A 22,374-nucleotide genomic window follows, 5' to 3' on the forward strand; every position below is an offset into this window, starting at 1 on the left:
TTTTTATATGTTCTAAATTAATTTTTAACAGGTTGATTATCTAAGTCAGTCCGGACAACTAAAACGTCACAAACCGCCATCCGCGTTACATATTCAGTTACTGATCCGATTACGAAGCGTTCAACGGCATTTAAACCAGTGGCTCCAATCATAATTAAATCTGCATGCATCTTAGCTGGTACTTCCTTAGCAATCAACGTTTTTGGTGCACCATATTCAATCGTGTAACTAACGTTTTCAACCCCTTGTTCCTTAGCAAAGGCGATGTATTCGTCTAACGTCTTTTTAGCCGTTTCCGTAACTTGTTCTACCATTGAACTATCAAAGCTAGAAATGTTTTGGAAAGCACGGGTATCAATGACGTGAAGCAATTGTAATTCAGTATCCGCTCCATTCCGCTTAGCAACGGCGACCGACTTCTTAAAGGCCAATTCCGCTTCCTTGGAACCGTCAACTGGTACTAAAATATGTTTGTATTCTTGAGTCATAATTCTATATCCCCCTTACCTTTTGGTTACACTTATTTTACAACAATTAACAAGAGAATGAAAGCGATTACTTCAAAAGTAAGGTGACCGTTGACCAGGCCATGGCTAATTCGATTAAACAAGCTGCAGTAAGGGACCATAAAATTAGAATTGGATTATTGAGATAAGCCATTCCCCAAACTAATAACGTGACCAAGGATAGGATAACGGCCCAAATTTTAGCTAGGGTTGCTTGAGCCTTGGGATGACGATAGGGAAAACCAAGAAATTCTCGGTGTTGATGAGTGGCAAAGTAGCCAGCTTGAATGGCGAGGATGACGCCAAAGATAATGGTTAAAATTTGAATCATTTGATAAGCTCCTCGAAAAAAATTTCAATTATAAAAGAGGTCGGAATAATTTCCGGCCTCCAAATTAAATTTCCAATTAAGAAGTATCCGTTAGTGCCGTTAATTGACCGTCAGAGTTGACCTGCATGTTTGACAGGTGGGACTAAGCCAATAAATCAATTGCTACCAAGTGAAAAGGCATGTAATCAAATTTATTAATCTATTTGTCCCAAAGTAATTGGTTGTAAGGCAAACCTGATATATGATCAAGGCGTACACCACAGAACCTCTATAATTATTTTACCATGTTTGGTGATGAATGGAACCAATTTATCTTAAGACTTTCGTTGGGCATTTAATAACCGATAGTATTGATCACGGTAGGCTTGTTCGAATTGCCCATTGGTTTTTGGTTCGTAATATTGATCATTTTTTTAAATTATCTGGAAGATATTGCTGTTTAACCCAATCTTCGGGGTAATTGTGGGGATATAAGTAATCAACCCCGTGGCCTAATTTAGCAGCGCCTTGGTAATGAGCATCCTTTAAGTGGTTTGGAATATCACCAAGATTACCCTTGTTAACTCGGTTGATGGCGGCATCGATGGCCATAATGGCTGAATTTGATTTGGGAGATAAGCACATTTCAATAACTGCGTTGGCGAGGGGAATGCGCGCCTCAGGGAAGCCAATTTGTTGTGCGGTTTGAATAGCGGCTACCACCCGTTGCGCGACTGGGGGATTGGCGAGGCCAATATCTTCATAGGCAATCACTAGTAAGCGCCGGGCAATAATTGGTAAATCACCGCCGACCACGAGCCGGGCAAGATAATGGAGGGCGGCATCGGTGTCGCTGCCACGAATTGACTTTTGAAGGGCCGAAATAATGTTGTAGTGATTATCACCGTTTTTATCAAAGCTGAGACTTGGCCGTTGGATGCTATTGGCAATGACATCGAGGGTTAGTTTGATGATGCCAGCTTCATTTTTTTGGCGTTGATTTAGCGGCAAGTTCAAGTCCGTTTAAGGTGCTTCGTAAATCACCATTAGCGGCGGTGATTAGCCGTTGGCGGGCATCATCATCGAGCTGGAGTGGTAGTGATCCAAGCCCCCGTTCTTGATCGGTTAAGGCGCGGTCAATGGCTAGACTGATTTCATCGTTCGTTAATGGGTGAACTTCAAAAATTTGCGTCCGGCTCCGAATGGCGGGGTTAATTGATAAATAGGGATTTTCAGTGGTGGCTCCAACTAAAATAATCCGACCACTTTCGAGGTGGGGAAGTAAAAAGTCTTGTTTCGCTTTATCAAGCCGGTGAATTTCATCGAGTAATAAAATAACGGTGCCACTCATTTTAGCTTCTTCGGCTACCACTTGGAGTTCTTTTTTTTACTATCCGTGGCGGCGTTGAGGGTCCGAAAAGCATACTTGGTTGATCCAGCAATGGCGCTGGCAATGCTAGTTTTACCAGTGCCGGGTGGACCATAGAGAATCATGGATGAGAGCATTTTGGCCTCAACCATCCGCCAAATAATTTTTCCGGGAGCGACCAGGTGTTGTTGCCCGACGATTTCACTTAAATCACGGGGACGCATACGAAAGGCGAGCGGTTCCATATTTTCCTCCTATTGCAAATGGTTAAAAAAAGACCTTTCCAAAATGGAAAGGTCTTTTCACAAAGTTCTACTTGTTGTAGAATTCGACGATTAATGCTTCGTCGATATCTGCGTTCATTTCTTCACGTTGTGGAAGACGAACAAGTGAACCTTCAAGCTTGTCTGCATCGAATTCAACGTACGTTGGACGAGCAACAACAGCTTCAACGGCGTTCTTGATGATTTCTAAGTTCTTGGACTTTTCACGAACAGAAATCACTTGGCCAGGCTTAACTTCGTATGATGGAATATCAACACGCTTGCCATCAACCATGATGTGACCGTGGTTAACTAATTGACGAGCTTGACGACGCGTCGTAGCTAAACCTAAACGGTAAACCATGTTGTCAAGACGACGTTCCAAAAGGATCATGAAGTTAGTACCGTGCGTACCTTCCTTGATCTTACCAGCCTTCACGAAAAGGTTGCTGAATTGGCGTTCCGTCATGCCGTACATGAAACGAAGCTTTTGCTTTTCACGTAATTGCGTACCGTATTCAGATAACTTACCACGACGGTCGTTACCGTGATCACCAGGTGCGTATGGGCGACGAGCTAATTCCTTACCAGTTCCAGAAAGTGAAACGCCAAGACGACGTGAAAGACGCCAGCTTGGTCCAGTATAACGAGACATAAATAAAATCCTCCAAGTATTTTTTTGGAGTAAAATAATCCGATTGCTAGATCACATTCGTGCAGCCTAATTAGATCGTTCACCCATGCAGCTGGGGTACTAAAAATACTAAATGACTTAGCATTAGGCTGTTGACGAGCTTGTTTCTAGCTGCTGCATTATTTTACACAAGCAATATCATACACTAATAGTGGTGAAGGGGTCAAGTCAGATCGATGTTATTAATAGGATAAAGTTAGCTGGTACCTCTTAATGTTTGCGTTTTTTTTATGCTATAATCAAAGGTATTAAATTTATTCTCGGACCAATTGGTTACTATATTCATAGGGTAGGTAAATTATGTTACAAGTTTTAATCGGGATCATTGTCATCGCCATTGTGGTCGTGTGTGCAATGTACTTTTATCAACGTAATTTGTTAAACCGCATTAATAAATTACGGGCTCAACTAACAGACCTAGATAACTCAACGCTAATGGCCCAACTTGATGACCAGGAATTGGACATGTTTGCTGGTGATACGTTGAAACGGTTTGAAGGGTTGCAAACTAAATATCATGAAGAAGTGGTACCATCAATTGCCGAAGCTAAAGCAATTGATGAGGAAATTGCAGAAGAATTTCATGGCGCGGCGGTCCTTTCATTAGGGAGTCGAGTCGATGATTTGGCGACTGCAGTTAAAAAGGCAAGTAGTGTGGCTGATGACATTGCCAAACAGTTAAAGAACTTAGATCGTGAAATTGAGCAACAAGATGAAGCGGCGGATCAATTACGGAGCTGGATTAGAAAAGAACACAATACGTTAACGACGGATGCGGCTCAATATGGGGATAGTGTCGCCAAGTTAAATGAAAAATTAACGACGATTGAAAATGATTTTGAAGCTTTTGCGCAATTAACGAAACATGGCGACCGCGATGCGGCTTCAAGTAAATTAGCAGATTTGCAGGCAGCTACGGCGCATTTTGATGATTTAATGGCGAAAATTCCAGTGTTAAGTCACCCACTATTAATGGAATTTCCCGATCAATTAGCTGAATTAAAGCAAGGGTATGGGCATTTAATTTCCGATAATTATCACTTTACCGAAGATAATATTGATCATGCCGTTGAAGCTTTAGAACAACAACGGCAAGCAACGTTAAATCAGTTGGCCGTCCTTGATCTATCAAATGTTGATCAGATTAATGCTGATTTAGCAAAGAAGATTGATCATTTATATGCGGTAATGGAAAAGGAAATTACGGCCCGTCCTAAGGTTCAACAAATGCTCGTGCCGTTTGCTGAACACTTAGCGCATGCCCAACAACAAAACAAGTTGTTGACGAATGAATTGGACCGGTTGAATATCAGTTATACGTTAAATAATGATGAAATTGCGACGGTGCGGCAATTAGATGAGCAGTTGAAGCAAATTGAAACTGATTTTAATACGGAGCAAAAAACGCTTAGAAGCTAAAACTGCGGTTGATAGTGAAGTCTTAACGAACTTGCTGACTGCCGAAAAAGCGTTAACGGCGATTGAACAACAACAAACCGAAATCAATGCGAGCGTTTCAGAATTACAATCAGATGAAAAGTTAGCGCGTGAAGCCTTACAACGGTATGCAGTTGATTTACGGACCACGAAGCGGCGGGTTGAAGGGTTAAACTTACCGGGCTTACCATTAGATTACTTGGACTTTTTCTTCTTGGTGAGTGACGAATTAAGTCAACTTTCCAAGGATATGAACAAGCAACAAATCGATATGGATGCGATTACGAAGAAGATGCTAGTTGTGCAAGATGACTTCGATAAATTGCATGATAAGACGAATAGTTTACGCGATAGTGCCGCGTTAACGGAACGGATTTTGCAATATGCGCAACGCTTAAGCATGCAACATCCAGAATTAAATGAAATGATTGCGCGAACGCAAACATACTTTAATGAGTATGAATATGCCCGGGCACTCGAAATTATTGGGGCGGCCGTTGAAGATGTTGAACCTGGTGTCTACAAACAAATCGAAGCTAGTTACTATCAAGAAATTGGCCGGCAATAATTGGATAAGCTAAAGTGGGGGAGTTTCCCCACTTTTTTGTTATAATCATAAACGTAGATTTTAGGTAAAGGAGCACAACATGATTTACATGGATAATAGTGCGACAACACAAGTGTTGCCGGACGTTTTAGCTAGTTATAATAAAGTTAGCGAGCAAATTTGGGGCAATCCATCTAGTTTGCATCAAATGGGGGAAGTCGCCGCCAACTTGCTCCAACAATCACGCCAACAAATTGCTAATCTCCTGGGCGTTAAACGGGATGAAATTGTTTTTACGAGTGGTGGTTCCGAAGGTGATAATTGGGTCATTAAAGGGACGGCGTTGGCCAAGCAAAAGTTTGGAAAGCATATCATTACTAGTTCGGTCGAACATGCAGCTGTTCGTAATACGATGAAACAGTTGGAAAGTCTCGGCTTTGAAGTGACGTATTTACCGGTTGACCAACAAGGGCGAGTGAACCCGGCGGATGTGAAAGCTGCCTTGCGACCAGATACGATTTTAGTCTCAGTAATGGCAGTTAATAATGAAATTGGTACCGTGCAACCAATTGGTGAAATTGGTGAAATTTTAAAAGCTCACCCGAAGGTCCATTTTATGGTGGATGCGGTTCAAGCAATTGCTAAGGGAATGGATGCGGTTTGGTTTAGTGATCGCGTTGATTTTGTTGTTTTTTTCTGGTCATAAATATCATGCTCCACGTGGAACTGGGTTTGTGTATGTTAAAGCCGGTCGGACGCTCGCTCCATTGATTAATGGTGGTGGTCAAGAATTAGGTCGCCGCGGGGGAACCGAAAATACGCCAGCGATGGTAGCCATGGCCCGGGCGTTACGAATTGCGAAGGAACAAGAAGCAAAAGTTGTGGCGCAAGAACGGGCAATTAAGCAAGCGATTATTGATCATGTGAGCCAGTTTGAACATGTGAAAGTCTTTTCGGGCAATGATGCTGGCTTTGCCCCCCATATTTTATGTTTCGCGATTGTGGGGGTCCGTGGGGAAACAATTGTGCATGCGTTTGAAAAGCATGACATCTTTATTTCAACCACGAGTGCTTGTTCATCAAAGAAGGCCGAAACCAGTACCCTTTCAGCAATGGGGGTTGACCAACACGTTGCTGAAAGTGCCGTTCGAATTAGTTTAGGTGATCAAAATACGATGGCTGATGCGGAAGAATTTAATCGGGTCTTTGATGAGTTATACAGCAACTTTACGAAGATTATGGGTTAATGAAGGAGAAGAATTTGAAATACGATGAAATTATGGTGCGGTACGGGGAACTCTCCACGAAGGGCCGCAATAAAAAAACATTCACCGATCGGTTAGGAGAAAATGTTCGCCAATCCTTACGGGGAATTGATGATGTTAAAGTTCATGCCCGCCCTGATCGGTTACACGTTGTGTTAAACGGGGCGGACAGTGATGTCGTGATGGATCGGTTACACAATGTATTTGGCATCCAAAGTTTTTCGCCGGTTTTACGGACGGAAAAGACTTTGACCAAGCGGCGGAGGCAGCCATTAAAATGTTAGCACCGCAATTAGAAGCCGGTAAAATTACGACGTTTAAGGTGGAAACAAAGCGCCAAGACCATAAATTTGCCTTGGATACGTTCCAAATGAACCGGCAAATGGGGGGCGCGTTGCTCAAGGCTTTTGATGGGCAATTAAAAGTTGATGTGCATAACCCAGCCATTACCGTACTTGTTGATGTGCGATTAAATGGGATTTATTTAACGAGTCAAGTAATTCCTGGACCTGGTGGGATGCCAGTGGGAACCGCTGGGAAAGGGATGATGATGCTCTCTGGGGGATTGATTCACCAGTTGCAGCTTATTTGGCCATGAAACGGGGGGTATCCCTAGAGATGGTGCATTTTTACAGTCCACCATATACGAGTGAACAAGCGTTAGCGAAGTCCAAAGAATTAACGGGAGTATTAGCTAAGTATTCCGGTCATATTCGCTTTATTCAAGTGCCATTTACTGAAATTCAAGAAACGATTAAGGAAAAATTACCAGAAGGTTACTTAATGACCGTGCAACGGCGCTTTATGCTCCGGTTAGCGGCTGCGATTGCCCAAAAGCGACACGGTTTGGCGGTCTTTAATGGTGAAGCTTTAGGGCAAGTAGCGTCCCAAACGATGAATAGTATGGTAGCGATTAATGATGTGACGTCGTTCCCCGTTTTACGGCCAGTCTTGTCGTTTGATAAGACTGAAATCATTAAGATTGCCGAAGAAATTGGAACCTATGATTTATCAATCTTGCCATATGAAGATTGTTGTACAGTCTTTACGCCACCTTCCCCCAAGACCAAGCCAAACCTTGAAAAGACCCGTTATTACGAACAATTACTTGATATTGACGGCTTAGTCCAACGTGCATTAGCTGGAATTGAAATTACAGATATTCATGCAGGGCAAGAATTCCTGAACCAAAACCAAGATGTTTTTGCTGAATTATTATAATTAACTGACGTTCAAGGTAAAGTCTGATATACTATTGCCAATTTAGAATTTGTTAATTAACAGGTGAGGAAATAATCATGGAAATTTTAGTTGATAATGAAGCCCGGTCCTTAGTTGGTCAACCACCATTAGTAGGGGAAGAATTACCCCATTTTAAGGTATTAGATCAAAATGGAGCTAAGGTTAAAACGCGGGATTTAATTGGCCAACCATTACTAATTAGTGTGGTTCCTGATATTACAACGGGGGTTTGTACCTTGCAAACGCGCCACTTTAATGAAATGGTGAGTCAAATGACGGGGGTGAAATTAGTTACGATTTCGGTTAACACTCCCGAACAACAGGCTAATTGGTGTGCTGCTGAAGGATTACCACAAGTTGAATTATTATCTGACCAAGCTGAATCATTTGGATATGCGATGAAGTTATTTATTCCAGATGAAGGCGTTGATGCGCGCTCGGTCTTTGTGGTTGATGCGACTGGTAAGATTACGTATGCAGAAATTGTTCCGGTGATGGGACAAGAGCCTGATTATAAGGCCGCCTTGGCTGCCGTTGAAAAGTTAGGGTAGGGACTTGACGAACGGGCTAAAAATCGCTATGATTACGTTACTTTAAACAATTGCATTGAACGGAAGAGTAGTAATTAATTCGAGTGATTAGCGAGTATTGGGGAGTGGAAGCAATACCAAATGAATTGATTATGAAAGTAGTCCGGGAGCAAAATAGCTGAAAGTTAGTAAGTTATTTCGGGTCATTCCCGTTATCGAATGGTTAAGTGAAAATCTAAGTATTTAGATTTTAATTTAGGTGGTACCGCGAGCAACTCGTCCTATTTTTGATAGGGCGAGTTTTTTGTTGGGACAGATAAGGAGATAGTTATGACAAAAGAAATGTCAACTAAGTATAATCCAGCTAATGTTGAAGCTGGCCGTTACCAATGGTGGATTGATCAAGGCTACTTTAAGCCAAGTGGTGATCAAAAAGCACATCCATATTCAATTGTGATTCCACCGCCAAATGTGACTGGTAAGTTACACTTAGGTCACGCCTGGGATACAACCCTGCAAGATATTATTGTGCGGCAAAAGCGGATGCAAGGATACGATGTATTATGGGTTCCAGGGATGGACCATGCCGGAATTGCTACGCAAGCGAAGGTCGAAGCCCGGTTAGCCGAACAAGGTGTTTCACGTTATGACCTGGGGCGGGAAAAGTTTGTACAACAAGTTTGGGATTGGAAAGACGAATATGCCGACATTATTCACCAACAATGGGCGAAGATGGGGATTTCCGTTGATTACGATCGGGAACGCTTTACGTTAGATGAAGGTCTAAACAAAGCCGTCCGGAAAGTCTTTGTTGACCTTTACAACAAGGGCTTAATTTACCGGGCAACGTACATTATCAACTGGGATCCGAAGGCACGGACGGCGCTTTCCGATATCGAAGTTGAACACCAAGATGATAAAGGGGCCTTTTACCATGTGAAGTACCCATTTGTGGATGGGACGACTTATGATGGCAAAGATTACATTGAAATTGCGACAACGCGGCCGGAAACCATGTTTGGGGATGTGGCCGTAGCTGTTAACCCGAACGATGAACGTTATCAAGCCTTAGTTGGGAAAAAGATTCGGGTGCCATTAGTTGACCGGGAAGTTGAAATTATCGCCGATGATTACGTCACGCCGGACTTTGGGACTGGGATGGTTAAGATTACGCCAGCTCATGACCCAAATGACTTCCAAATGGGTAAGCGCCACAACTTACCAGAAATTAATACGATGAATGATGACGCTTCTATGAACGAAAATGCCGGTCAGTACGAAGGTATGGATCGATTTGAAGCGCGTGAAGCCATCGTGAAGGACCTTGAAGACCAAGGTTACATGTTGAAGATTGAACCAATTGTCCACTCGGTTGGTCATTCGCAACGGACGGGGGTTCAAGTTGAATCACGGTTGTCAACGCAATGGTTCGTGAAGATGAAGCCGTTAGCGGAACAAGCCTTAGCGGCGCAAGATACTGATGATCGGGTTGATTTCTTCCCACCACGGTTTGAAAATACTTACAACCAATGGATGGAAAATATTCATGACTGGGTCATCTCACGGCAATTGTGGTGGGGACACCGGATTCCAGCGTGGTACCACAAGCAAACGGGAGAAATTTACGTTGGGATGGAAGCACCAGCCGATGCCGAAAATTGGGAACAAGATTCTGATGTTTTAGATACGTGGTTTAGTAGTGGATTATGGCCGTTCTCAACGATGGGCTGGCCAGATACGGACGCGGCCGACTTTAAGCGGTACTTCCCAACGTCTACGTTAGTCACGGGTTATGATATCATCTTCTTCTGGGTTTCCCGGATGATCTTTACGTCCCTTGAGTTTACGGGCAAGACACCATTTAAGAACGTCTTATTACACGGATTAATTCGGGACGAAGAAGGCCGGAAGATGTCCAAGTCCTTAGGGAATGGGATTGATCCAATGGATGTGATTGAAAAGTACGGGTTGATGCTTTACGGTGGTTCTTAGTGAACGGGTCAACGCCGGGCCAAGATATTCGCTTCTCCTACAAGAAGATGGATGCGGCTTGGAACTTTATCAATAAGCTTTGGAACGCGAGCCGGTACGTTATCATGAATTTAGATGGGGTTGAAACACCAACCTTACCAGCGCAAGGTCAATGGACGTTAGCGGATAAGTGGATTTTAAGTCGCTTAAATGCCACGGTTAAGCAAGTGACGACGCAATTCGACAAGTTTGAATTTGGGGAAGCTGGTCGGGCGCTTTACAACTTCATTTGGAATGATTTCTGTGATTGGTACATTGAAATGACCAAGGAAACGTTGAACAATGGTACGGATGAAGAAAAGCTCAACACGAAGCACATCTTAGCGTACGTCCTTGATCAAATCTTGAAGTTAATGCACCAATTATGCCATTTGTGACGGAACGGGTTTGGCAATCAATGCCTCACGTTGGGGATGCAATCGTGGTCGCTGATTACCCAGTTGAACATGCTGAATTTGATAATCCAATTGCGGAACGGCAAATTAATCAATTAATTGAATTGATTAAGGCCGTCCGGAACATTCGGAATGAAGCAGGGGCGCCAATGTCCAAGCCAGTGGACTTATTGATTAAGGTGGACAATGATGAAAATGCGGCCATCTTTAATGCCACGAAGGAATACATTGATCGCTTCTGTCATCCAGCGCAATTAGTGATTGACAGTCAAATTGATGAACCAAAATTAGCGATGAGTGGGATTCTAGCCGGTGCAACGGTTTACATTCCAATGGCGGAATTGGTTGATCTAGACGAAGAAAAGGCGCGGATGGAAAAAGAAATTAAGAAGCTCGAACAAGAAGTCCAACGTTCAACGAAGAAGTTGAGCAATGAAAAGTTCGTGGCCAATGCGCCAGCCGCCGTGGTTGAAGAAGAAAAAGCCAAGGCGCAAGAATGGGAACAAAAATTAGTGGCAGCTAAGGAACGCTTAGCTTCCCTAGCACAAGCATAATGTAAGTGTAAAAACTCCTTTGGTAACACCAAGGGGGTTTTTAGTATTGGAGGAAAAGCGATGATACAAACGTACTCGGAGGCGTTGGCGTGGATTCACAGTCGCCCGCGCTTGCATAAAGAACCTAGTTTAGGGCGGCTGCAAACTTTGTTAACGCAGTTAGGCAATCCCCAGGCGAATCAACATTATCTTCATGTCACGGGAACCAATGGCAAGGGATCAACGGTGGCGATGATCGGGGCAATGTTGGCTGCCAGTGGTTTGCGGGTTGGAACCTTTACTTCACCGTATATAACGCGCTTTAATGAGCGAATTATGATTAATCAAGTCCCGATTAGCGATGCTGATTTATTGGCAACGGTGCAAGTGGTGGCTCCCATAGTTACTCAATTAGATACAATTGGTCAGCCGGTGACCGAATTTGAAGTGGTGACGGCGCTGATGTTTACATACTTTGCGACGCAACCTTTGGATGTGGTCATTTTAGAGGTTGGTATTGGTGGATTGTATGATTCGACTAATGTGATTGATCATAGTGACGTTGCAGTGATTACAACGGTTGGTTATGATCACCAAAAGCTGTTAGGTGATGACTTAGCGGCGATTGCGACGCAAAAAGCCGGGATTATTAAAGGGGGAATCGTGGTGACGGGTTGGCTACCGGAAAGAGCCTTATCCCCAATTCAGCAGCAAGTGAAGCGGACGAACGCGACTTGGTATCGAGCTGGGGAGGATTTTTCATATCGGTCACTAGTGGCCCCCAAATTTCATTATCAAGGGTTACAAACCGAATTGGGCCCCTTGCCCCTCGGCTTGCAAGGTCAGTATCAATTAGCTAATGCAGCCGTGGCTACGACAGCGGTCCTCGCTTGGTTGAAGTTACGCCAGTTACCGGTTGACTTGGCAGCCTTACGTCGCGGCTTATCACAAGTTAGTTGGCCGGGACGGTGGGAAATTATACAACATGAACCCCTAGTGATTTTAGATGGTGCCCATAATTTACCAGGCATGCAAGCTCTATGTGCTTCGATTCGCCAACAGCTTGAGGGACGCGAAGTGTATGTGTTGCTAGGAGTATTAGCTGATAAACAAGCGGAATTAATGCTCGGTGAATTAGCGGCCTTACCACAGGTACATTTAGTGTTAACGACATTTGCTGGGCCCAATCAACACCGGCGTAGTCAAACTTGGCAGGACCTACCAACTAATTTAGTGACGACGAACCCGATTGTGGTAACTGAAAATTGGCAGTTAGGGTTGGGACAAATCATTCCACAGTTGGCAACGGATGACGTGTTGCTGATTACTGGCTCGCTTTATTTCATCAGTGAAGTCCGAAATTTTTTGTTAAATGATTAAATTAATTGGTTTAAAGATGAGATTAACGGGTATTTAACCATTAGGAGGGTGAAATACCATGCAAACATATTGGAAGAATAAAACATATCATGAATTAGTTACGATGGCAGTTCCGGATGCAACCATGCGCAAAACGTTTTTGCGTTGGTTCCCCAATGAACGCAGCTTTCAACAAGCAGATTGGCAAAAAAATAACGGATTTTATCGCTTACGGGGCGACTAGTGCCCAAAGTTTAATCGCCGCCATGTTACTAGGCCAGCGCAGTTTAACGACGCCGATTGCCTTAAACGGTAATATTAACTCCAGTTATGAATTTTCTCATCAGTTAATGGAGGAGTGGCTTGGTCAAACGCAAGAACAATTAGTGGCGTATGCATTAAATGTCCGCAATCAAATTTTAGATCAGCAAGTAATTTTTCGGGGTGGTAATAGTGAATGTCCAATTTACATGGATCAATTATTTGCGTTTTTATTACGGACCAACGCGCATGGAGTGATTGTGGCGCATAATCACCCCAGCGGAGATGAACAGCCGTCGGCAGCAGATCAAAAATTTTATGAGCAGCTAAAAGCGGCATGTCAGTTAATGCATATTAAATTAGTTGATAATTTAATTTTAGGACAAGTCGATTATTATAGTTGGCGGGAACAAGAGGTTATCCAGACCACTTTACAAGCCGTAGAAGATTAAAGAATCCAGGGGATGATGCTACATTTTTTTGAAGTGAATAGTGTATAGTAGGGTAGAATAATTTTGGAAAAAAACTAGTTTACAAATTAATTAAATTAGTTATGGGAGCGAATCAATGAGAAAGTTTTTTGCCCAACACCGCACAATTACAGTCATGCTGAGCTTATTGGTAGCCTTAGGATTAATGGCCGGTTCAGTTGGAATTCGAAATAATCAAGCCACCCCAACGGCAGTTCAACAAATTGGTAATACGGTAGCTAGTTGGTTTGGGGGCATTGTTAATTACCCGATGAATTCAGCAAATGGGAGTGTCAGTTCACTTGGTCAGTTGTTGAATGCATATACGGAAAACAAGGCACTTAAACGGGATGTTAGTACGTTACAACAAACGAAGTTAACCAATAAAACTTTGGCGCACGAAAATCAACAATTACGGGCGCAATTAAAATTGACGCGGAGTTTAACTGATTATACGACGCTTAATGCGAGTGTGATTAGCCGGAACCCATCTGCTTGGCAACAACAGTTAATTGTTAGCAAGGGACAAGTTGATGGAGTGCGGAAAAACATGGCCGTCTTGGCAGGCAGCGGATTAATTGGGCGCGTGGCGGAAGTTAATCCAACGACCAGTAAGATTGAATTGATTTCGAGTGCGAGTGAATCAACGAATCAATTTGCCGTGGCAGTTAACAATGATCAAAATCAATTAGTGAATGGCTTAATTACTGATTATGATTTACGAACCGGGACGCTAGTGATGTCTGAAGTGACAAGTGCCGATGCCGTAAAAGCCGGATCAAAAGTAACGACAAATGGATTAGGTGGCGTTACCCCCAAGGGATTATATGTTGGTAAGGTGGTCAAGACCAGCAAGGGGAGTGATGGTAAAATTGGTCGAATTTATGTTAAGCCAGCAACCAATTTAAATGATATTAACTACGTTACGATTGCCAAATTACGTGAGGAATAGCGATGTTTAAATGGTTGAAAATTACAAAACGGAAGGTTTTATTTGTAATTGGGTTATACGTGACCTTTTATTTTGATGGTGCGTTGAGTGCTAATATGGCGCGGGGATTATTTGGTGAACGTGTTATCATGGTGAGTCATTTGGCTTTATTATGGTTAGTAATGGCCCAGGTTTGGGGACGAAATGCCCATTTACCAGTGTTGACAGGATCGGTAATAGTCGGCTTAGGTACTGATATTTACTATTCGGGCATAGTTGGCTTGGCAGTTTTTGGATTACCGTTATTAGTGTGGCTTAATCAATTGCTATTATCACGAGTCAAATTAGTTGGTTTATGGCAAGCGGGCTATTTATTAGCGAGTGTTGCCGTTTATGAATTATACTTATATGGCATCGAAAGTTTATTGGGATTAATTCATGTGGGGATTGTCACTTTTATGATCCGGATTTTCCTGCCAACGTTAATTTTAAATTTAGTTATATCATTTTGTTAAGTGGGTTCGTGATTCGCTTATATCAAGGGCATTGGTTGTTAAAACCGGTTAAAAGAAACCCGCGTGCGAAAGTAAATTAGATTTTTTTAATTTAAGTGTTGACAATCGATAGCTTGACCCGTAAGATTAGTACCATAAATAACACGACATTGATCAGACTAGTAGGTTAAATGTTAGCCATTTAAGAGAGATTACGGTTGGTGGAAGTAATCAGGTTGGCTTAACCGAATCACATCTGTGAGTTGATTATTGATCAAAAATAATCCGGGGTCGCCCGTTACAGCGCCGAGTTTATTTGAACTCACTGAGGTTAAGGTTGTGAGGCCTTAATGAATATGAGGTGGAACCGCGGACAACGCCCTCTAACTACTTAGGTAGCTAGAGGGCGTTTTTAATTATCCGGATACCACGATTTCAACAAATGAACTTATTGAGGTTAATTAGTGCGAACTAGTTAATGAAGTGGGGTGGAACCACGCACAGGGCGTCCCCTTAGGTTTTAGGCCTAAGGGGACGTTTTTTTAATGTCGAGGTTAAAATTTAAAATTATTAAGGAGTGAAGAAAATGTCATTAGAATATATGTCTGCGATTTTACCATCGTTATTACAAGGGGCAACCTTGACCCTGCAAGTCTTTTTCTGGACGTTACTTGGGTCATTGCCATTGGGGATTTTAGTTAGTTTAGGTTTAAATACGCATTTTAAACCTTTGCGCTGGGTACTGGACATTTATGTTTGGTTAATGCGGGGAACCCCATTGTTACTGCAATTAATTATTGTTTTTATGGCTTACCGATTATTGGGATTGTCTTCCCACGGTTTGAAGCAGCTGTCTTTGCTTTTATCTTTAATTATGGGGCGTACTTCGCGGAAATTTTCCGGGGTGGGTTACAATCAATTGATCAAGGCCAATACGAAGGAGCCAAAGTCTTACGGTTAAGTTATTGGCAAACAATTCGTAAGATTATTATCCCTCAAGTTATTAAAATCGTAATTCCATCAATTGGGAATGAAGTGATTAATTTGATTAAGGACTCATCATTAGTTTACGTAATTGGTTTAGGTGACTTATTACGGGCGGGGAATATTGCAATGTCGCGTGATGTCACCTTAGTTCCATTATTGATGGCCGGTGCAATTTATTTAATTTTAATTGCTGGGTGTACGTATATCCTTGGCCGGGTTGAAAAACGGTACTCATACTTTAAGTAAGGAGGCGGGGAATTATGTTAGAAGTAAAGAATTTACAAAAACAATTTGATGGTCGGCAAATTTTAGCTGATGTTAATTTAACGGTTAAGGATGGCGAAATTTTAAGTATTGTCGGCCCATCTGGGGCAGGTAAGACGACCTTGCTTCGGTGCATTACCGGGTTAGAAACTCCCGACGCGGGGGGATTTTTAGTCGACGGTCAACCTTTTAATCCCCAAGGAACAGATACATCGGATGCGGTGATTGGGGTTGTCTTCCAAGATTTTAATTTATTCCCTCACTTTACGGTGTTAGAAAATATTACTTTAGCGCCTCAAATGGTGTTAAAGCAAAGTAAGGAAGAAGCAACCCAAGCCGGTTTAAAATTGTTAGATCAACTCGGATTAACGGGGAAGGGGGATTTGTATCCCTACCAATTATCGGGGGGGCAAAAGCAGCGGGTGGCGATTGCTCGTGCCTTAGCGATGAATCCGAAGATTTTATGTTACGATGAACCAACGAGTGCCTTAGATCCGAACTTGCGGGATAACGTAGCTGATTTATTAATGAGCCTAAAAGCACAAGGAATGACCCAATTAGTCGTGACGCACGATATGGATTTTGCCGAAAAGATTGCAGATGAAATGTACCGGGTTGAACCCAAGAGTTAGGAAAAGCAGGTGATTAAAATGGCAAAGAAGTGGCGTTATTTAGCCGTCTTATTCGCAATGTTACCAGTCATGGCTTTAGCAGGATGTACGAGTGTTAACCAACGGGCTAATACCCAAGATACTTGGCAACGAATTGAAAAACGCGGCAAAATTGTGATTGGGGTTGATGATAGTTTCGTCCCCTTTGGCTTCCGGGAAAAAAAGTGGTCGCTTAGTTGGGTACGACGTTGATTTAGCACGGGCCGTCTTTAAACAATATGGCATTAAAGTTGATTTTCAAACGATTGACTGGTCAATGAAGGAAAATGAATTACGTAATGGCACGATTGACGCGATTTGGAATGGATATTCACCAACGGCAGAACGGGCGCAGAAAGTGGCTTTTTCACGGCAATATTTACAAAATGCGCAAATCTTAGTGACGAAAAAAGCAGATCACATTAACTCGCCAGCTGAGATGCAAGGAAAAGTCTTAGGTTTACAAACTGGTTCGGTAGCTGCCACCGACCTTGATCAATATCCACATGTTTTAAAGGATCGGATTAAAAATCATCAACCAGTGCTGTATGATACGTATCCAAGTGCCTTTATTGATTTGAATGCGGGGCGGATTCAAGGAATTTTACTTGATCAAACGTATGCTGATTATTACATTAGTAAGTTGAAAGATAAAAATGATTATCAAAAGACAGTGATTAATCAATTCCCGAAGGATAGTAGCGTGGTTGGCTTGCGTAAAGGTGATCGGACGCTTTTGAAAAAGATTAATGCTGGTTTAGCTCATTTACAAAAGACCGGCGAATTACAACGCTTGAATGAAAAGTGGTTTGGTAAAAAGAGTAATTATTTGGGGCCGGTTAATCACTGGCGTTAAATGCAGCATGAGCTGAAAAATATAGTATAATTAAGACGTTCAATTAGGAGTGACATTAATAGGCACTCCTTTTTTAGTTTAATCAAAGAGGAAATAAAATGGATTTAGAATTAATGACGGGGGTTAATTTACATGTACTCCCGACAACTCAATTTCAAATTACCCGGTTAATGGTAACTTTTACGACCAAACATGATGGGCAAAATGCGGCCGCGCGGAATTTATTAGCCAATGTCTTATCAACTAGTAGTGCTAAATATCCAACGCAAACGGCTTTGGCGCGGCATTTAGCCACTCTGTATGGCGCTACCATGGGTGCGTATGTGTCACGTTTATCGAAGGCGCATGTGATGCGGTTTAAATCGAGTTTTATTAATGATGAAATCGCTGGCGAAGCGTTATTCCCCAAAGTATTAGCATTATTACAAGAAATTATTTTTAACCCGTTATTAGTGAAGGAAAGTTTTGACTCAGAAACGGTTGCATTACAACAAACCAACGTTGTTAATACATTACGATCCTGGGATGATGACAAACAATTTTATGCGTTGCGCCAAGTTGAAGAATTATATTATCAACATGATGCAGCGATGAAAGTTCCGGGAACGGGCACCGCAGATCAAGTGGCTGCTGTGACGATGGCTGATTTAGTGGCAACATATCAATCAATGCTTGCGAATGATCAAATTGATATTTATGTGGTGGGAAAAATTGATGAAGAAGCGGTTAAGGAGGCCGTGTTAGCTTTACCATGGCAGCCACGAGCCAAACAAGTAATTCCGGCACGATACGTGGCTGGAAAACAACCGGTACGCAAGCAAGAAGAAGTGCAACCGGTGGCACAAACCAAATTTGATCAAACGTATAACTTACCGATTTATTTTGGCGATGACCTATATTATGCGGCCCTAGTGATGAATGGGATTTTAGGGGGGACGCCTTATTCCCTGCTGTTTACGAATGTCCGGGAAAAGGCCAGTTTAGCGTATTATGCAAGTACTTCGTTGCGACCATTTAATGGGCATTTAGTTTTACAAACGGGAATTGAAACGCAAAATTTGGCCCAAGTACGTGAATTGGTACAAACGCAAATTGACTTGTTACAAGCGGGAGAATTTAGCGCTGAGACGTTAAAAATGGTGCAAGCAACGTTGATTAATCAGCACCAAGCGAACCTTGATCGTTCGAATGCCCGGTTAGAACAATTAATTTTACGGAATACCGCGCACGTAGCAGCTAATCCGCATTTTGAAGCTGATATTATGGCCGTGACCAAAGAACAAGTCGTGGCCGTGGCTAAGCAATTATCACTCCAAACAGAGTATGTATTAGTAGGAGGAAAGGCCGATGATTAAAGTGACCCCAACGAATGAAGTGGTTAGTCAAACCCTAGCTAATGGCTTACAAGTTAAGCTGTATCCGATGCCGGACTATCACAAAACGTATGCAATTTTAACGACCAATTTTGGATCGGTTGATCGGCGCTACCGCTTGAGTGATGATGAAGATTGGATTGAAATTCCGGATGGGATGGCGCACTTTTTAGAACATAAAATGTTTGAAAAGGCAGATTACGACGCATTTGAAAAGTTTGGTCAATATGGGGCGGATGCCAATGCGTTTACCAGTTTTACGCAAACGAGTTACTTGTTTTCAACGACGCAAAATTTGCATGAAAATTTAGATGTACTACTGGATTTTGTGCAAACTCCTTACTTTAGTGCTGACTCGGTAGCAAAGGAACAAGGAATCATTGGGCAAGAAATTAAGATGTACGCTGATAATCCAGGTAACCGCCTGTACATGGGGATGATGGGGAATTTATATCCGAATGATCCAATGCACATTGATATTGCTGGGACGGTCGCCTCGATTAGCCAAATTACGGCCGATAAATTATATGATGCCTACCGTGCTTTTTATCAACCACAAAATATGACGTTATTAGTGGTTGGCCAATTAGATCCTAGCGAAACGTTAACGTGGATTGAACAAAATCAAGCTGCCAAAACGTTTGCAACCTTGCCATTACCGCAACGTAATCAATTAATTACTGATCCAACGGGGGTTGATGTGATTGCAAGGGATGAAGTTAAGATGGATGTGCAACGCTCCAAAGTAATGGTTGGCTTACGGGGAACGTATCAGGCACCAACGGGAAAGGAACGATTGCGTTATAAATCCGCGGTAGAATTAGGGTTAGAATTATTATTTGATGATACGAGTGATAATTATTTACGTCTTTACAATGAAGGGGTTTTAGATGACTCGTTTAACTTTAGTTTTGAAATTGAACGGGGCTTTCATTTTGCATCCTTTGCTACGGAAACGGATGATCCAGCACGGTTTACGGCCGAAATTAAGCAAGTGTTAACAACGGCTCACGAACGCTTACTCGCAAGTGAGGAGCAATTTACAGCGATTAAAAATGCTACCTTAGGGCGGTTAATTTTTAATTTGGATTCCCCAGAAGCAATTGCTAATCGGTTTGAAGGGGAATTGTTCGATCAAGCGATGATTTTTGATGAAATTGCCACGTTGGCTTCAATTAGTTTTACTGAGATGGTTGAGGCTATGATGAAATTAATTGCCCCAATGCGGTTAACGCAAATGGTTGTCGCGCCATTAGCTGATTAAATATGATATACTGACAACAAATGAGCAACGCAAAGGAGAATTTGTTTTGAATCTACCAAATAAATTAACGGTGTTACGATTAATTTTAATTCCGTTTTTCTTAGTCCTGATGATTATGCCGGTTCAATGGGGGTACTACTCATTTTTAGGTGCTGAAATTCCGGTAACCCAATTTTGGGCAGCGATGATTTTTATCGTGGCTTCAATTACGGATAATTTAGATGGTCAAATTGCGCGGCGCCAAAAATTAGTCACTAACTTTGGTAAGTTTGCTGACCCGCTAGCAGATAAGTTATTAGTGATGACGGCGTTTATCTTATTAGTCGAACAACGGATTTTACCGGCTTGGGCAGTTAGTATCATCATTTGGCGGGAATTGGCAATTACAGGGTTACGACTGTTAGTTGTTGAACAAAATGGGCAGGTCATGGCGCTCAAATGCCAGGTAAAATTAAGACTACGACGCAATTAATTGCGATTATCTTCTTGATTTTAAATAACATTGGGTTTGCATTAATTAATGTCCCATTTGGTCAAATTATGTTCTATATTTGTCTATTCTTTACGGTTTACTCTGGGATTGACTATATTTATCAAGCCCGCAGTGTGTTTGCTGACGGATTTAAATAATAAAGGTGTTGGTCGTTTGTGATGAAAAAATAGTTCATCCAGGCGACCATTTTTGGTTTAATTGTCAGTAAAACGGGTATTTATATAATACGAGGAGGTAAAAGATGGACCAACAAGTAACGGCCAGTGATGTGGTTAAACTATTATCAGAACGTCAATTGACAATCAGCGCCGCCGAAAGTTTAACGGCGGGGATGTTGATGAGTGAATTGGCATCAGTCCCTGGGGCTTCTAAAGTCTTGTTGGGTGGCTTTGTAACTTATGCCACCGCGTTTAAAACAAAATTATTAGGGGTGCCAGCGGAGTTGATTGCTTCAGCAGGAGTGGTGAGTGAGGCCACGGCCATGGCAATGGCTAAAGAATGTCGCCGACAAACCGGAACTGATCTTGCGTTGGGGTTAACGGGAGTGGCCGGTCCCGCTGAGTTAGACGGACAAGCAGTGGGGACGGTTTGGATTGGGTTAGCGAGTTCCACTGGTCAGGTGGCGCGCTTGTATCAATTTGATGCCAGTTTGACGCGTGAGCAAATTCGGCAAGCGGCAGTCGCGGCGGCGTTGCAAATGGTGCGCGAACTTTTGTTCGATTAAAGGGTGGTTTTTTAGCGACTAACCTGTTATGATATTGATATTGAATTGAAATAAGGGAGGACAGCAACGTGGCTGACCAAAGACAAGCGGCACTGGAAAGTGCGTTACGAAAAATTGAAAAGAATTTTGGTAAAGGCTCCATTATGCGAATGGGGGATGCAGCTGATACGAAGATTGCAACCGTTTCAAGTGGTTCCTTAGCAATTGATGAAGCCCTTGGGGTAGGTGGTTACCCACGGGGCCGAATTATTGAAATGTATGGACCAGAAAGTTCTGGGAAAACGACGGTTGCCTTGCACGCGGTAGCCGAAGTGCAAAAGCGTGGGGGAACGGCCGCTTATATCGATGCCGAAAACGCTTTAGATCCACAATATGCAACGGCCCTAGGAGTTAATATTGATGAATTATTACTCTCCCAACCTGATACTGGGGAACAGGGGTTAGAAATTGCCGATGCATTGATTGCCAGTGGGGCGGTTGATATCGTGGTTGTTGACTCGGTAGCCGCTTTAGTTCCACGAGCTGAAATTGAAGGGGAAATGGGGGATACCCACGTTGGGTTACAAGCCCGGTTAATGTCCCAAGCACTCCGGAAGTTGTCGGGGGAAATTAACAAGACCAAGACGATTGCAATCTTTATTAACCAAATTCGGGAAAAAGTTGGGGTGATGTTTGGGAACCCTGAAACGACGCCTGGTGGTCGGGCCTTGAAGTTTTACTCCACGATTCGGTTAGAAGTTCGGCGGGGTGAACAATTAAAGAACGGAACCGATGTAATCGGGAACCGGACAAAGATTAAAGTTGTTAAGAACAAGGTGGCGCCGCCATTTAAGCGGGCTGAAGTTGATATTATGTACGGTGAAGGGATTTCTAAGACGGGTGAATTGCTTGATATGGCCGTTGAAAAGGATCTCGTTAATAAGAGTGGGGCTTGGTATTCCTATAAGAGTGATCGAATTGGTCAAGGACGGGAAAATGCTAAGACTTGGTTAGCCGAACATCCAGAAGCGATGAACGAATTAATGAATCAAGTTCGGGTCGCATACGGGATGGAAGCTGATGATTCGATTCCAGCGCCATCTGCAGCTGAACCTGATGCTCCGGCAACACCGGAAGAATAGTTAGA

16 protein-coding genes, 7 pseudogenes and 2 other annotated features are annotated in these 22,374 nt (G+C 42.7%); of the genes and pseudogenes, 19 read left to right on the forward strand and 4 right to left on the reverse strand.

The window, feature by feature from the left end:
- Positions 1-17: 17 nt before the first annotated feature.
- The 4 genes and pseudogenes from JCM14505_RS05920 to rpsD form a co-directional block, all read right to left on the reverse strand.
- Positions 18-488 (reverse strand): universal stress protein, encoded by a 471-nt coding sequence (locus tag JCM14505_RS05920; RefSeq protein WP_054653458.1) that lies wholly within the window; start codon positions 486-488, stop codon positions 18-20.
- Between the two features lie 67 nt (positions 489-555).
- On the reverse strand, positions 556-837 hold the full coding sequence (locus tag JCM14505_RS05925; protein ID WP_054653459.1) for a hypothetical protein: 282 nt from the start codon (positions 835-837) through the stop codon (positions 556-558).
- Positions 838-1,151: 314 nt separating this feature from the next.
- Positions 1,152-2,430: pseudogene (locus tag JCM14505_RS05930) on the reverse strand (replication-associated recombination protein A).
- Positions 2,431-2,497: 67 nt separating this feature from the next.
- Positions 2,498-3,103: a 30S ribosomal protein S4 gene (gene rpsD, locus JCM14505_RS05935; protein WP_054653460.1), complete on the reverse strand. Its 606-nt coding sequence runs from the start codon at positions 3,101-3,103 to the stop codon at positions 2,498-2,500.
- A gap of 339 nt (positions 3,104-3,442) precedes the next feature.
- On the opposite strand from rpsD, the gene JCM14505_RS05940 reads away from it, so the two are divergent.
- The 19 genes and pseudogenes from JCM14505_RS05940 (at position 3,443) to recA (ending at position 22,369) form a co-directional block, all read left to right on the forward strand.
- Positions 3,443-4,561 carry a septation ring formation regulator EzrA gene (locus tag JCM14505_RS05940; RefSeq protein ID WP_054653461.1) on the forward strand — a complete coding sequence of 373 codons (1,119 nt, stop codon included), beginning with the start codon at positions 3,443-3,445 and terminating at the stop codon, positions 4,559-4,561.
- Positions 4,518-5,147 (forward strand): septation ring formation regulator EzrA, encoded by a 630-nt coding sequence (locus JCM14505_RS10050; protein ID WP_054653462.1) that lies wholly within the window; start codon positions 4,518-4,520, stop codon positions 5,145-5,147. Before JCM14505_RS05940 ends, JCM14505_RS10050 begins: the two co-directional genes overlap by 44 nt.
- A 79-nt stretch (positions 5,148-5,226) precedes the next feature.
- Positions 5,227-6,373 (forward strand): annotated as a pseudogene (locus JCM14505_RS05950) (cysteine desulfurase family protein).
- Positions 6,374-6,387: 14 nt separating this feature from the next.
- Positions 6,388-7,612, forward strand: a pseudogene (thiI, locus tag JCM14505_RS05955) (tRNA uracil 4-sulfurtransferase ThiI).
- Positions 7,613-7,689: 77 nt separating this feature from the next.
- Complete coding sequence (gene tpx / locus JCM14505_RS05960) at positions 7,690-8,184, forward strand: thiol peroxidase (protein ID WP_054653463.1); 495 nt, start codon at positions 7,690-7,692, stop codon at positions 8,182-8,184.
- Positions 8,185-8,230: 46 nt separating this feature from the next.
- Positions 8,231-8,450, forward strand: a binding site (T-box leader).
- 43 nt (positions 8,451-8,493) lie between these two features.
- Positions 8,494-11,143: pseudogene (locus JCM14505_RS05965) on the forward strand (valine--tRNA ligase).
- A 60-nt stretch (positions 11,144-11,203) separates the two neighbouring features.
- A complete protein-coding gene (locus JCM14505_RS05970; protein ID WP_054653464.1) occupies positions 11,204-12,502 on the forward strand; it encodes a bifunctional folylpolyglutamate synthase/dihydrofolate synthase in 1,299 nt (432 codons plus the stop codon).
- Between the two features lie 58 nt (positions 12,503-12,560).
- Positions 12,561-12,725 carry a hypothetical protein gene (locus JCM14505_RS09135; protein ID WP_162200497.1) on the forward strand — a complete coding sequence of 55 codons (165 nt, stop codon included), beginning with the start codon at positions 12,561-12,563 and terminating at the stop codon, positions 12,723-12,725.
- The gene (locus tag JCM14505_RS05975) at positions 12,658-13,194 is read left to right on the forward strand and encodes a JAB domain-containing protein (RefSeq protein ID WP_162200498.1); all 537 of its coding nucleotides are present in this window, start codon (positions 12,658-12,660) and stop codon (positions 13,192-13,194) included. Before JCM14505_RS09135 ends, JCM14505_RS05975 begins: the two co-directional genes overlap by 68 nt.
- Before the next feature lie 115 nt (positions 13,195-13,309).
- Positions 13,310-14,164, forward strand: a complete 855-nt coding sequence (mreC, locus tag JCM14505_RS05980) for a rod shape-determining protein MreC (protein WP_054653466.1) — start codon at positions 13,310-13,312, stop codon at positions 14,162-14,164.
- A gap of 14 nt (positions 14,165-14,178) precedes the next feature.
- Positions 14,179-14,658, forward strand: coding sequence for a rod shape-determining protein MreD (gene mreD, locus JCM14505_RS05985; protein WP_225352291.1), 480 nt, complete (start codon positions 14,179-14,181; stop codon positions 14,656-14,658).
- A 140-nt stretch (positions 14,659-14,798) separates the two neighbouring features.
- Positions 14,799-15,024: a binding site (T-box leader), on the forward strand.
- Positions 15,025-15,223: 199 nt separating this feature from the next.
- Positions 15,224-15,870, forward strand: a pseudogene (locus JCM14505_RS05990) (amino acid ABC transporter permease).
- A 14-nt stretch (positions 15,871-15,884) separates the two neighbouring features.
- Positions 15,885-16,520, forward strand: coding sequence for an amino acid ABC transporter ATP-binding protein (locus JCM14505_RS05995; protein WP_054653468.1), 636 nt, complete (start codon positions 15,885-15,887; stop codon positions 16,518-16,520).
- An 18-nt stretch (positions 16,521-16,538) separates the two neighbouring features.
- Positions 16,539-17,394, forward strand: a pseudogene (locus tag JCM14505_RS06000) (amino acid ABC transporter substrate-binding protein).
- Positions 17,395-17,492: 98 nt separating this feature from the next.
- Positions 17,493-18,749 carry an EF-P 5-aminopentanol modification-associated protein YfmF gene (gene yfmF, locus JCM14505_RS06005; RefSeq protein ID WP_054653469.1) on the forward strand — a complete coding sequence of 419 codons (1,257 nt, stop codon included), beginning with the start codon at positions 17,493-17,495 and terminating at the stop codon, positions 18,747-18,749.
- Positions 18,742-20,031, forward strand: a complete 1,290-nt coding sequence (gene yfmH / locus JCM14505_RS06010) for an EF-P 5-aminopentanol modification-associated protein YfmH (RefSeq protein ID WP_054653470.1) — start codon at positions 18,742-18,744, stop codon at positions 20,029-20,031. Before yfmF ends, yfmH begins: the two co-directional genes overlap by 8 nt.
- 46 nt (positions 20,032-20,077) lie before the next feature.
- Positions 20,078-20,661: pseudogene (pgsA, locus tag JCM14505_RS06015) on the forward strand (CDP-diacylglycerol--glycerol-3-phosphate 3-phosphatidyltransferase).
- 104 nt (positions 20,662-20,765) lie between these two features.
- Positions 20,766-21,248, forward strand: a complete 483-nt coding sequence (locus JCM14505_RS06020; RefSeq protein ID WP_054653471.1) for a CinA family protein — start codon at positions 20,766-20,768, stop codon at positions 21,246-21,248.
- A 68-nt stretch (positions 21,249-21,316) separates the two neighbouring features.
- Entirely contained in the window at positions 21,317-22,369 is a 1,053-nt protein-coding gene (gene recA, locus JCM14505_RS06025) for a recombinase RecA (protein WP_054653472.1), read from the forward strand.
- Positions 22,370-22,374 lie beyond the last annotated feature (5 nt).

Source organism: Limosilactobacillus equigenerosi DSM 18793 = JCM 14505, from assembly GCF_001311375.1.
Lineage (GTDB): Bacteria > Bacillota > Bacilli > Lactobacillales > Lactobacillaceae > Limosilactobacillus > Limosilactobacillus equigenerosi.

Excerpts from the sequence above, each read along its gene's own strand:
- JCM14505_RS05920 (WP_054653458.1), bottom strand. The coding sequence starts at position 488 with ATGACTCAAGAATACAAACATATTTTAGTACCAGTTGACGGTTCCAAG.
- JCM14505_RS05925 (WP_054653459.1), bottom strand. The coding sequence starts at position 837 with ATGATTCAAATTTTAACCATTATCTTTGGCGTCATCCTCGCCATTCAA.
- rpsD (WP_054653460.1), bottom strand. The coding sequence starts at position 3,103 with ATGTCTCGTTATACTGGACCAAGCTGGCGTCTTTCACGTCGTCTTGGC.
- JCM14505_RS05940 (WP_054653461.1), top strand. The coding sequence starts at position 3,443 with ATGTTACAAGTTTTAATCGGGATCATTGTCATCGCCATTGTGGTCGTG.
- tpx (WP_054653463.1), top strand. The coding sequence starts at position 7,690 with ATGGAAATTTTAGTTGATAATGAAGCCCGGTCCTTAGTTGGTCAACCA.
- JCM14505_RS05970 (WP_054653464.1), top strand. The coding sequence starts at position 11,204 with ATGATACAAACGTACTCGGAGGCGTTGGCGTGGATTCACAGTCGCCCG.
- JCM14505_RS09135 (WP_162200497.1), top strand. The coding sequence starts at position 12,561 with ATGCAAACATATTGGAAGAATAAAACATATCATGAATTAGTTACGATG.
- JCM14505_RS05975 (WP_162200498.1), top strand. The coding sequence starts at position 12,658 with ATGAACGCAGCTTTCAACAAGCAGATTGGCAAAAAAATAACGGATTTT.
- mreC (WP_054653466.1), top strand. The coding sequence starts at position 13,310 with ATGAGAAAGTTTTTTGCCCAACACCGCACAATTACAGTCATGCTGAGC.
- JCM14505_RS05995 (WP_054653468.1), top strand. The coding sequence starts at position 15,885 with ATGTTAGAAGTAAAGAATTTACAAAAACAATTTGATGGTCGGCAAATT.
- yfmF (WP_054653469.1), top strand. The coding sequence starts at position 17,493 with ATGGATTTAGAATTAATGACGGGGGTTAATTTACATGTACTCCCGACA.
- yfmH (WP_054653470.1), top strand. The coding sequence starts at position 18,742 with ATGATTAAAGTGACCCCAACGAATGAAGTGGTTAGTCAAACCCTAGCT.
- JCM14505_RS06020 (WP_054653471.1), top strand. The coding sequence starts at position 20,766 with ATGGACCAACAAGTAACGGCCAGTGATGTGGTTAAACTATTATCAGAA.